Source organism: Enterococcus sp. 7E2_DIV0204 (assembly GCF_002140855.1).
In the GTDB taxonomy this organism is placed as follows: domain Bacteria; phylum Bacillota; class Bacilli; order Lactobacillales; family Enterococcaceae; genus Enterococcus_L; species Enterococcus_L lemimoniae.
The window spans coordinates 2,715,792-2,727,509 of record NZ_NGKY01000001.1 but is presented as its reverse complement, the minus strand read 5'-3'; the positions used below and the strand labels follow the sequence as shown (position 1 = coordinate 2,727,509).

10 protein-coding genes and 1 riboswitch are annotated in these 11,718 nt (G+C 35.7%); of the genes, 3 read left to right on the top strand and 7 right to left on the bottom strand.

Annotation, left to right across the window (positions count from 1 at the left end; genetic code table 11):
- The first annotated feature begins 96 nt into the window (after nt 1–96).
- Complete coding sequence (locus tag A5819_RS12685; RefSeq protein WP_086279130.1) at nt 97–861, top strand: MurR/RpiR family transcriptional regulator; 765 nt, start codon at nt 97–99, stop codon at nt 859–861.
- Nucleotides 862–1,525: 664 nt separating this feature from the next.
- Here the strand turns inward: A5819_RS12685 and mgtA are convergent.
- The 3 genes from mgtA to A5819_RS12670 all read right to left on the bottom strand — a co-directional run bounded on the left by mgtA (nt 1,526) and on the right by A5819_RS12670 (nt 5,533).
- Complete coding sequence (gene mgtA / locus A5819_RS12680; RefSeq protein WP_086279129.1) at nt 1,526–4,180, bottom strand: magnesium-translocating P-type ATPase; 2,655 nt, start codon at nt 4,178–4,180, stop codon at nt 1,526–1,528.
- Nucleotides 4,181–4,380: 200 nt separating this feature from the next.
- Nucleotides 4,381–4,854, bottom strand: coding sequence for a GNAT family N-acetyltransferase (locus A5819_RS12675; RefSeq protein ID WP_086279128.1), 474 nt, complete (start codon nt 4,852–4,854; stop codon nt 4,381–4,383).
- A 4-nt stretch (nt 4,855–4,858) separates the two neighbouring features.
- Nucleotides 4,859–5,533 (bottom strand): MgtC/SapB family protein, encoded by a 675-nt coding sequence (locus A5819_RS12670; RefSeq protein WP_086279690.1) that lies wholly within the window; start codon nt 5,531–5,533, stop codon nt 4,859–4,861.
- Between the two features lie 152 nt (nt 5,534–5,685).
- Nucleotides 5,686–5,855: riboswitch (M-box (ykoK) riboswitch) on the bottom strand.
- A 454-nt stretch (nt 5,856–6,309) separates the two neighbouring features.
- On the opposite strand from A5819_RS12670, the gene A5819_RS12660 reads away from it, so the two are divergent.
- Together A5819_RS12660 and A5819_RS12655 are read left to right on the top strand one after the other, a co-directional pair.
- Nucleotides 6,310–6,498, top strand: coding sequence for a transposase (locus A5819_RS12660; protein WP_139843302.1), 189 nt, complete (start codon nt 6,310–6,312; stop codon nt 6,496–6,498).
- Nucleotides 6,495–6,740, top strand: coding sequence for a transposase (locus tag A5819_RS12655; protein ID WP_086279126.1), 246 nt, complete (start codon nt 6,495–6,497; stop codon nt 6,738–6,740). The genes A5819_RS12660 and A5819_RS12655 overlap by 4 nt, the downstream gene beginning before the upstream one ends.
- Here A5819_RS12655 and A5819_RS12650 read toward each other — a convergent pair.
- The 4 genes from A5819_RS12650 to A5819_RS12635 all read right to left on the bottom strand — a co-directional run bounded on the left by A5819_RS12650 (nt 6,660) and on the right by A5819_RS12635 (nt 11,713).
- Nucleotides 6,660–6,959, bottom strand: a complete 300-nt coding sequence (locus tag A5819_RS12650) for a hypothetical protein (protein WP_086279125.1) — start codon at nt 6,957–6,959, stop codon at nt 6,660–6,662. The two genes, A5819_RS12655 and A5819_RS12650, sit on opposite strands and share 81 nt — an antisense overlap.
- A gap of 21 nt (nt 6,960–6,980) precedes the next feature.
- Entirely contained in the window at nt 6,981–7,397 is a 417-nt protein-coding gene (locus A5819_RS12645) for an ATP-binding cassette domain-containing protein (RefSeq protein WP_086353062.1), read from the bottom strand.
- A 73-nt stretch (nt 7,398–7,470) separates the two neighbouring features.
- On the bottom strand, nt 7,471–8,730 hold the full coding sequence (locus A5819_RS12640; RefSeq protein ID WP_162288312.1) for a DUF2399 domain-containing protein: 1,260 nt from the start codon (nt 8,728–8,730) through the stop codon (nt 7,471–7,473).
- Nucleotides 8,723–11,713, bottom strand: a complete 2,991-nt coding sequence (locus A5819_RS12635) for an SbcC/MukB-like Walker B domain-containing protein (RefSeq protein ID WP_254907270.1) — start codon at nt 11,711–11,713, stop codon at nt 8,723–8,725. The genes A5819_RS12640 and A5819_RS12635 overlap by 8 nt, the downstream gene beginning before the upstream one ends.
- Nucleotides 11,714–11,718 lie beyond the last annotated feature (5 nt).

Here is an 11,718-nt window from a genome sequence, read left to right as displayed (position 1 = left end):
GCGCTTCCCGTATTTATCATAACTATGGTAAGATAAAAAAGAAATACTTCATACAACCTTGGGGAAGGTTCCCAAGTTATTGGGAAAGGATAAAATATGAGATTCCAGCAGCTTTTACAAAATAAAATCAACCATTTTAGCGAGACGGATAAGACGATTTGCGCTTATGTATACAACCACCAAGAGCTGATTCCTGAAATCAGTATTACAAGATTAGCTGAAGCCAGTTATACATCTAAATCCTCCGTCTTAAGATTTGTGCAAAAATTAGGGTTTAAAGGGTTTAGTGAGTTTAAATATTTGATTGATTGGTATGGTGTGCAAGATAATTTAAAAAAGCCCCTTTCAATTGAGGATGTGTCAGAACATTTAAACAGTGTCTTTTCTACTATTGAAGAACAGAGTTTAAGCAATTTTTTTGAGTTATTAAGAAATACTCCTAGAATCTATCTTTTAGCGACTGGAACAGATCAACAAATTCAAGCTCAAAATTTTGCTCGTGCTTTTTTAAAGATGAATATTGTCTGCACCTTGATTCCTGGAAATAGTAATATAGAACTTGCTAGTATTGTTTTGGATAATATCAATAAAAATGATCTTATTATTGTTTTTTCTGGTTCAGGAAATAATGTACAAATCAATGAATTGCTCTCAATACCACTTTTGAAAAAAACACCTATTGTGTCGATCACTGTGACACAAAAGAATTGGTTACAGGAACATTCTGATCCAAATTTTTCGATTTTAAAAAAAGATGCTGAACTAATGATGGGCTTTTCTTCCGGATTTTGTCATTTGTTGATCGATTTTTTGGCGATTCGTTTCAGACTTTATATCGAAGATTTATTAATTGAACAATAGTTAACCAATCGTAATAGAGCTTTTCTTTTTAAATTAGAACATTTTGAAACCAAAAAAATCCAGTAACGTTCGTTTCAACGCTACCAGATTTTTTTAGACTAAAATTACAAAATGATAGTTATAAACAGTATTGAATTTTTGATAGTTATTTTGCATTTAATGCTGCCATCGTAATGTAATGGTATGGCTGATAAAATAAGGAAAGAAGAATACATCAAGCAGGTTCAATTCATCAATCGTCATACTTTTTTTGAATTGCAAGTGAGAATAAATGAATGTACCTGGAGATTACGATATGGGCAGTTCTAAAATATATAGCTCCCCTAGATACTAATCCTTTTAATTAATATCTGGGGAGCTATATAATAATTACTTTTTTACCTTTTTTAATGTAAATAGCCAAATCATAGCCATTCAAAAGATTAATTAGCCACTTTGAGCAAGAGTATAGCACCTTTATTTTCCACTATACCCGCTTTCTTTTTTGTATCAATTATACTGCTACTTTTTTCCAATTATTTAAAAACTACAATTGCTAAGTACTATTTAGGGTTTATCAATGGTAATACAAACAAACTTAGATTATGAAGGATGCTTTTTTAGTGTAATTTAACTTTTAACATTTTTCATTTATCTTACCGTTAAAACATTAGTTTCCTTCTCTCTATAATAATTCTTTGTACCGTTGAATATAGAATCGTTTTGCAACTGTTACTAATGTTAAATATGCCACAATTGTACCGACTAACCATAACCAATAATTAGATGGTAGAACAGCCATTCCTAAACTTTGGCCAAAGGCTGTAAAAGGCAATACTGTTCCTATCAAAATCCCTAGCGACGTAATGGTCGTCATAATGAATGAGCCACTACTTTGAATAAATGGAATTTTAGGCGTACGTAAGGCGTGTAAAACCAACGTTTGTGACCATAACGATTCCACAAACCAACCTGCATGGAACACGGCAATAAAGGCAACTTGCTGAGAAGCATTCAGTGTATGGAAATCTCCTCCTACAACTGCTGGGCAAATAATAAAGTACATCAATAAATAGGTGGTAATATCAAATACCGAACTTGTAGGTCCTAACCAAACCATAAATTTTCCGATGCTGGATGCTTGCCAACGCTTAGGTTTTTCCAAATATTCTTTGTCCATATGATCCCAAGGAATAGATACGCACGAAATGTCGTAAATCAAGTTTAAGAATAAAATTTGCAAGGGTAACATTGGCAGAAATGGTAAAAAGGTACTGGCAACTAGTACTGAAAACATATTCCCAAAATTTGAACTTGCTGTTGCTTTTATATATTTCATGATATTTCCAAATGTCTCTCTACCTGAAATAATCCCTCTTTCTAAAACCATCAAATCTTTTTCTAATAAAATGACATCAGCGGATTCTTTGGCAATGTCCACCGCTGTATCAACTGAAATACCAACATCTGCTGCTTTCATTGCTGGTGCATCATTGATCCCATCCCCAAGGAAACCAACAGTATGTCCATTTTCTCTCAAAATGCTCGTAATTTGTTGTTTTTGTTGTGGGTTTAATTTTACAAATACATTGTGCTTTTCAACTAATTGACTTAATTTATCATTGGATATATTCATAATATCTTCGCCATTGATCAATTTTTCAGCACCCAAACCAACTTGTTTACATACGGATCGCGTTACCAAAGCGTTATCTCCTGTTAGGACTTTCACTTCAACGCCATGTGCTTTTAACGTTTCTAGTGCTTGTTTTGTCGTTTCTTTTGGCGGATCCAAGAAGGCTAAGTAGCCAATCAGTACCATCTCAGATTCATCCGCTACTGAGAATTCACCGACAACACTTGGATTTGTTTTTTGGGCAACGCCGATCACGCGTAAACCATCCTCGTTTAACTCATTCACTTTTTGCAATACTTCTTGTTTAACCTCATCCGTTAACACAGTAACCTTGCCTTTGAAATCAACAAAACTCGAAATACTCAGCATTTCTTCAATGGCACCCTTAGTGATCATTTGCGTTTTTCCGCTAGGATCTTCTACGACAACGCTCATTCGTCTACGATCAAAATCAAAGGGAATTTCATCCACCTTTTTATACGTAATTCCTGTTGTATTCAATTCCGTTTTGGCAGCATCAATAATTGCGACATCTAATAAATTTTTTAATCCAGTTTGATAGTAACTGTTTAAATAGGCATGACGTAAGACACGGTCATCTTCTTCACCAGCCAGATCCAAATGATATTCCAGTATAATTTTATCTTGTGTTAGCGTGCCTGTTTTATCCGTGCATAGGACGTCGATCGCACCAAAATTTTGAATCGCATTTAAGTTTTTAATCACCGTTCCTTTTTTAGCCATACCTGTTGCACCTTTGACTAAGTTGGTCGTAACGATCATCGGTAACATTTCTGGTGTCAACCCAACGGCCACGGATAAGCCGAACAAGAAGGCTTCCATCCAATCCCCTTTTGTAAAACCATTGATTACAATAACCGTTGGCGCCATCAATGCCATAAATTTGATAAATAAAAATGACGTTTTGCGAATGCCTAATTCAAAACTTGTTTGTACCGGTTTAGTAGATAATGATTTGGCCACATCTCCAAACAGTGTATGATTTCCAGTGGCAATGACCACGCCTTCAGCACTTCCGCTTATAACGTTGCTGCCCATAAACACAAGATTCTCATAACTCGTTTGATTGCTATCTTTAGTAATGATTGCCTCTGCCCGTTTTTCAACAGGATAACTTTCCCCCGTCAGTGCAGACTGAGAAATAAATAAATCTTTAGTTGCAATCAAACGAATATCCGCTGGAATCATATCTCCTGCTGACAATCTGACAATATCTCCACACACAATATCTTCCATAGGAATTTCATCATATTTATTTTTCCGTTTTACCGCTGCAGTGACTTTAACCAGTGATTTCAATTTTTCTGCCGCTTGATTTGAGCGCACAGATTGAATGAGAGTCATCGTCCCACTGATCAAGACCATAGTGAAGATAATACCACTACCAAAATAGTCACGATCTTCCGGTGCAGCGATAACCACATCTGTAATAAAAGACATAATTCCTAAACCAATTAAAACAAGGGTAAACGGTGTAATATACGCTTTTAAGATTTCTATGAATAAAGGTGTTTTTTTCCCGTAGGAAATAGTATTGTCTCCATATTCATCTCGAGCCATAACTGCTTGAACTTCAGATAGTCCTTTTTTTGATGTTTGAAATGTTTCAAAAATACTTTCAACTGTTTTTCTAGCCATTAAGCCATAATCTATCTCTTGAATTGCTCTTTTTTTTCTTTCCATTTTGTTTCCTTCTCTCCCAAAAAATCCACCATGATCCTGCGCCAATACCTAAACGCATAACCATTTTTCCTAGTGTTTTTACATTGCTCCCTATTTGCAGGGGCTTGGAGAAAAAAGGGCACTAAAAACAAATAGATAATAATAATCGACTCCTTTTTAGTACAACTCTTTCCTGTAACCCCTGTTGCCTCGAACTACTGTCATCCATTTGTTTTCAACTCCCTCTGATTTGTAAAATGTCTTATGTCTACCATACTTTTTTTAAATACTTTTAAAAGTAACTCGTCTTCTTGATAGGCTTCCATCAAACTAACATAGCCTAGTTTTTCATAAAATCCCCAGGCCTGCTTTCGACCCGTCAAAAAAATAGTGGCATAGTTTAAATTTCGAGCAACTTGCTCAGCATAAACGATTAATTTCTTTCCCAACCCTTGACCTTGAAAATCTGGACTTAGTGCAACTTGTTTTATTTGGATACAGTTTGAATCACAAGGATGCAAAAGAAGAGTGCCAACCACACGATCCTCTTTTTTGATGACTAAGTGAATATCGTGTTTTTCTTCTACAACAGATTTCGTTAGAAAGGGTTTGCCTGCGCTTGCTTTTAATACTTGATTGCGTAAGGCTAATGTTTCCCGATAAATAGGACTATCCCATCTGATTAAAGTGAACACTGTTTTACCATGATTCTTCCTCCTTTGATAATTGATACACTTCCAATACCTCTTTGTTTTTTGATAACTGTGTAATGATCTCTTTCATGGCCAATTCACGATTCGAATTTGGTTCGATTTCTACCTGTAACTGGACATTATTTCCTGCAAGATCCAGACACAAAAAATGACAAAAGGATAAATAGTAGCGGTCTAGCTGTGTCATCATTTCTGTTCGTAATGCGAGTTCCGCAGTTGATTTTCCAGTGACAATCAAAAATGAATTTTTCATTTTCACTTGCTCTTCTGGTCGATAACTCTCCGTCATTTGATCAAATCGTTGCGAAGCAAAACGAATCACACTATTCACCAGCATGATAACGATGGCAGCTAAAAAACCTTCTTTAATAAAACCGGCGCCGATCATTGCACCCACTGCTGCCGTACACCAGAGAGTCGCAGCCGTATTTAGCCCGGTCACACTAAACCCATCTCGTAAAATAATTCCTCCTGCCAAAAAGCCAATGCCACTAACAACTTGAGCAGCAATCCTTGTTGGACTTGTATCCGTTGTGATCATGGTAGATATGGACACAAAAAGCATAGCGCCAAGTGAAACCAAGCTCATTGTACGTACGCCGGCTAATTTTTTTCGCCATTGCCGTTCAATACCAATTAAACTACCTGCTAACAAGCTCATTGATAACATCAATAAAAATTCATATACATTCCCCCTTGACGATTATTGAACATAAAATCCGATTTTCTTAGACGCAAAAAAAGTGACTTTTCGCACAAAAACTCCGCGAAAAGTCACTCTACATTCACCAAAAAAAAGCATGACAAATTAAGACATTGATCTAGTCGTTGAGTTTTGGCACTATACAACGTAAAGACAAACATCTTAGCTACCTTATGAAAAGCCTTGTATTCGACAATTCCTGTTCTACCCATTGGCGTCTCTCGACATTTTTGGGCAGTAGCCTATGTTTGTATAGGAGCCTCACCTAACAAATCATATTTTATATTCATTAACAAGTTAACAGAAGAAGAAATTATTGTCAAGTAGGATTTTGGTGGTGGGTGGGAAATTGTTGTTTATTTAGGTCTCAATATGTCTTTTGATATCGGTAAAAGTTAGGGAAGAATTAATCAGTATTACTTTATCATTTTTTATATTTAGGTTATCAAATAAAAAAGCTGAGAAAGTCCTGATTCAGAACGTCACTCAAACTTTGGCTCTATAATAAATGGGACTGATGAAAGTAGAAATACTTTTCTCAGTCTCATGTTCATTTTTATCTAAAAAAGCATATCGTTCTCTGATAGGATTAAGTTACCACACAAAATCTAAAAATTTCACTTAAGCTAATTGCTTCTCTGTGTCATATCTCTATTACGACGGTCATTCGTGTCCTTAAAAGTACAGAAGTTTATCTACCTACAAGAAAACAACCCTATTTGCCTTTTGTGCTGATGGTGGATGAATTTCGCTCCCATATATCACTTGAAGACAAGATGAGTTTCATTTGTGCCAACGGGAAAACAGGACAGTTGCTTGATATTCTTCCCTCCAGAAAATTGAATCACTTGGTTCATTACTTTCAGAAATGTCCAAATCGAGATAACGTACAATGTCTAGTGACGGATATGAACACTAATTGATTCCACGCGTCTTTCCTCAGGCCAAGCTTGTCATTGATCGATTTCATTTTATTCAACACCTGAATCGAGCCTTTAATACCTTTCGCATCAAAAAGGTTACACGATTAAGACAGGAAAATAAGCACGATTTAGCTAATAAATTAAAAAGTAACTGGCGATTTTTATTGAATGAAGTGTTTAAGATATTTGTATATTGCAAACATAGAATATACTATCACTATTACAACTACTGGAATGATTAAAAATCTCGTTTGAATACCAAAAAACATTAAAATATAAACGATTATTAAAAAGCTACCTACAAGAAAAGCAATAGATGAAGCTCCTATTGCACCTTTTTTTTGGACTTCAATCGGCTTATCTTTAAAAGTATTCGCAGCAACTATTCCATACCATTTGCCTCTTCTAAGTTGAATACCAACGATTATTAATAAAAGTCCAATAACAACTAACATGAACAACTCTACCACCTCCTTCGATCTCTAAAGTTGAATTATTTTATTTGCCAATTGATCAAAATAATTATCATGAGTCACGACAAAATAAATTTTATTGTTTTTTGTAGCAGCTAAATATTCAAGTAAGTTTTCAGTTGACTGTTGATCCAATCCTGAGAATGGTTCATCTAGAATCATTATTTTCTTATCTCTAACAAAAGCTCTCATTAAATTTATTTTTTGTCTTTCACCTCCAGATAAAACTCTAATATTTTTTTGAGTTAACTTATCATCAATACTTAAAATTTGCTTCATTTTCATATATATATTATTATTTCCATCACTTAAAAAGACATTTTCTTCAAGTGAATTTTGAAAAATATATGAGGTTTGTGTTGCAACAGATAATTGTTCTCTTAAAGATCTTTTTTCAACTTTATTCAAACCGATGAAATATATCATTACATTCCATAAGTAAAAGAAAGATGTAAAGAAAAATGATTAAAATATTTTATATCCTTGACCCTAGCCACCACTATGCCACATCCTTAAATTCACAAATAATTTCTTTTATCAATTCTTGTAAGAAGCCCTCTTGATAGGCAACTTTTTGTTCTTCATGAATCAACTTTCCTAACATTGTTAATTGATGTTCCTTAAGACTATCTAGTTTCTTTAACCGGCTGTTACTCAGAGTCAAGTCAGATTTTGCTAATGTAAAATTTTGTTGGTTCATTCCTAAAAATTTTAATTGAGAACCAAAAGTGTTTTTCAATTTTTGAGCCATTCCTAAACCTTCAGGATCAATATCACCGCTATAATAGATAACAGTTCCAGTAGCTGCTAATTTACGCAATAGCTGCCAAATAGCAAAGGTGAATTGACCACTAGAGCAAAGAATTGGCACCTCTGGTAGTAATTCCACTAAAATCGAGTAAATACCAGAGTTCTCTACTACCAAAACCTTCTCCCCAATATAAGGATAAATCGTCGTCATTCGTAAAATTTCTTTTAAAGGAACATTCCAACTAATTCCTTCAATACAAGCCTGTCGCCACATTTGATTTTCTTTATTTTTTGCATCTTGTGCAGTCAATCCTCGGATAGCTGCATAGTTCATAATGTCATCCTTCAATAAGTAAAATTCATTTAGTAAACCATGACGTTGCTCCGCTTTTTCCAGCTCAATTTGATTCTCTGGCAGTTGAGTTGACATTGCTGTCAGCATTTGTAAAAATAACACTCCGCCATCATTATTTTCATCAAATGCATGTGGCAACCCTGTAACTTTATAAGCAAATACTGGCAAGCGTAAAAAATCATTTTTAGGCAAGCTTTTTATAGCGTTTGATACTTGATTAAAGATAAGCAAATTCGGCAGTTTCTTCTTCCACCACTCTTTCAGTTGACGCTCTGTTAGTAATGAGGTAAAGCTAGCATCAATAGCTTTTACAGCCGCTTTAAAATGTTCAAAAGCAAGTGCTTCTGACTGTTCGAACGTTGCTTTTAAAGCTAATGGTTTCTTCATAATAAAAACAACAAAATCTGATAATGTCCATTCTAAGATACTTTCTACAAAAGCTTGCTCTAAATCTACAATCCGAATTCGTTTCTTTTGATCCCAAGAAAGGACTGTCATGCCAAGAAAAGATCGCAATGGATCCGTGTCAACTTTGCTAAAAAGAGACAAGCCAACACTATTTCCAAATGCTCCATTCAACCAGTACCGACGCCATAATTCCTTACCTAACACATGAAAAACAGGCTGTTTAAAGTATTCTTTAGGATCAGACAAGTTCCTCACCTCCTGTTAGCAAATGCTTCTTTTGCCCATCCCAATAATAGCGGATTGTTGTAACAAAATTGACATTCTGTGGTCGTAACAATTCATAAATCGCTAATTTAGAAACAGTAGGGTAATCCCCAAAAAGTGCCTGTGAATTCATCACATAGTTAAAATTAAGCTGCTCACAGGCTTTAAACAGCTCTGCAATATTTTGATCATCAATTCCAGCAAAAGCTTCATCCAATGTAATGACTCGCGGACATTGCTCTCCGGCATCTTCATAACGAGAATAAGTTGCAGCAAATAACGGTAAATACATTGCTATCGCTTTTTCTCCTCCAGAGAATTGATTAAAACGACGATCCGTTAATGGTTGAGGCTGATAGCCTTCATTTGCCCGCTTATATTTCAGCTCAAATTCAAACCAATCTCGATAATCTAACACACTTGCAATTGCTTGGAATAAAGTACTTCGATCATCTGGTTCATTGTGTAATTGTTCTTGAGCTAAACGAACTTTTTCCTGAAAATGGCGAGAAACTACCTCTCGATCATCGTCTGACAAGAGTTCCGTTGGTTTTTCTAATAGGCGAACAAGTTGATTGGTACTAAGATCATGCTCAGAATTAGCAGAGACTCCTTTCCAGCTAATACTTAAAGACAATCCTGAAGAGTTTTTTTGTTCTTGTAGCAACTCGTTCATTTGCGCTACCCATTGCTGGGCTTGCTGAATACGGATCCGAAGGACTTTCCCCACAGATTCCAAAATAACCTTTTTGAAGAGTTGCTCATCATCCTTCTTCAATAACTCTTGTAATGTTAAACGCTGATCTTTCAATCGCTCCAATAACTCACTAGTTGTAGTCAATTGTCCATCTTCTAAAAATCTTGGTTCCTTGTTATGATTAAAGGAAGCAAATTCACCCAGCCCTTGTTCTTCTTCCGCTGACAAATCCACACCACTAACATTCACCAATTCAGGTCGATAACTCTGTAATTGATCTGCGATAAAACCAAACTGATTAGAAAAACGATCTTCTAGCCTTTTCAATTCTTTAACATTTAACTCTTTCCCCTGCTCCTTAGCAATCATTAACAAATCAGTGCTTGGTAGGTTGAATCTTTGCAGCTCTTTTTCAAATAACGCTCGCCAATTACTTTCTAACTTGATTAATAGAACCAATTGAAGGTCCTCATGCTCTATATCTCCTGTAATTTTTGTTCTGGCCTTTTCTAACTTAATTTGTTCTTGATTCAACTGTTTGATTTCTTGTTGGCACTGCCGTTGTTCCTCTGTTGCTGCCATCAATTTAGCAGTGGGTTCTGCAACATTAATGATTTGCTGCTGTGCTTCATTCTCTTTAAGCAGTCGTTCCAATTTAGTTATTTCACCTATTAACACACTCACTTTATCCAACAAACTAAGCTCTTCTTCTTGATAGTTACTAACATGGGAAGCAATGGTCTCTAGCATTTCCTGTTGCCGATCGAGTTCTGATGATTTACTGAACGCCTCATGAAGGTTCTGTTCATAGTTTAGTGCATATTGTAACGCCTCTTCATACGTTTCCTCTTTTTGATTTAGTTGATCTCCAGCTGCTTTCTCCGTTATGTGCGTCTTTATCATTAAAAGTTGCTGCTGCAAGGTACTTAATTCAGCATTTTTAATTGTTAATTCCTTTTCCTTAGCTGTTAATGCTAGCGCCAAAATTTTTGTTTCCATATATGTTTGATACACTTCTGTTCCTCTTGGACGCTCTTGATAAGCTTCTTCAATTGATTGAAGCTTCTGCTTTTGTTCTCTAATTTGAGTAGAAAGCTCCTGATTTGCTTCTTCTAATTGCAGAATGTCTGTTTTCAGTCTCTTGATTTGCTCCTGACGATAGCGTTCCTGACTGGCAACACCTATAAAGGAAGCCTGATAATCAACAGGCATTTCACCACTAAGGTTGGCAATCTGAAAACGGCCATCTTGATGTATTATTGGTAAGTCTATCATTGGGTTCATCTCATTGTAAAAGATACTATCTAGCACATTTGCAACCTGACTCTGCAACTCAAGAGGCAAATCTGAATTTACAGTTAAAACGCTCGCTAAAGTAGAAGACATTAACTGCGGGTTGGATTTAATCATCCAATCATCTGCCAATTGCAACATTTCCTCACTAATGACACTATCCAAAATACCAGACGTGAATAAAGCTCCTTCGATGCGATTTCGTTCTTCTTCTGTCACATTTGCTTGAAAGTCTACTCCTTCATAAAACAAAACATACTTAGCTTTATCACTCCAGCTCTTTCGATTGCTTTTCCTCCCTTCATGCTGATATGGTTTAGGCGCTTTCTGTCCCTGCCATTCTTCAATTTCCAGTTGAATATCCGCAATTTTAGTTTGATTTTCTTCTAAACGAGCCTCCAAAGGTACTAATGCTAATTGCTCCTTTTTCAAGGTCTCCTGATAAGAAACTGTCAAAGGAGATAGAACAACTTCCTCACGTTCTTCTGTTTCCAACAGATTATCAATGCAATAAAGCAACTTATGGTATTGATTCTTTGATAATTGAAAGGAAGACCTAGTCAACCAGGCATCAATCGCTAATTTCCACTTTTCTAGCTCAGCGAGTCGTGTTTGTTGCCAATGCCGAAGATCTCGTTGCAACTCATCCAGTTCTTGCTGCACATTCCCAACCAAGCGTTCCAGATCCACCTTCTGATTCTCCAAATGTACCAATTTCGATAACATCTGCAATAGTTCACGGAAATGACTTTGTTTTTGACGAACTTGTTCTAACCAATATTTTCGTTCAAAGGTTGTAATAGTTGTACGTAACTTTTCTGAATAGGAACTATCTAACTCCTCGAAACGCAAATAAGAAAGATATTGCTGGTTATCTTGAATGAGTTCTTCTAAATCATTGCAAAGCTCCTCCTGTAAATATTTTCGATTTTCCAATTCCATTTGTTGCTCTTTCACTATCTGCTGCTTTTTCACTAATT

What these genes read in the sequence shown, in the direction of transcription:
- A5819_RS12685 (WP_086279130.1), top strand. Translation starts at nt 97, where the DNA reads ATGAGATTCCAGCAGCTTTTACAAAATAAAATCAACCATTTTAGCGAG.
- mgtA (WP_086279129.1), bottom strand. Translation starts at nt 4,180, where the DNA reads ATGGAAAGAAAAAAAAGAGCAATTCAAGAGATAGATTATGGCTTAATG.
- A5819_RS12670 (WP_086279690.1), bottom strand. Translation starts at nt 5,533, where the DNA reads ATGAGCTTGTTAGCAGGTAGTTTAATTGGTATTGAACGGCAATGGCGA.
- A5819_RS12660 (WP_139843302.1), top strand. Translation starts at nt 6,310, where the DNA reads ATGGTGGATGAATTTCGCTCCCATATATCACTTGAAGACAAGATGAGT.
- A5819_RS12645 (WP_086353062.1), bottom strand. Translation starts at nt 7,397, where the DNA reads ATGATATATTTCATCGGTTTGAATAAAGTTGAAAAAAGATCTTTAAGA.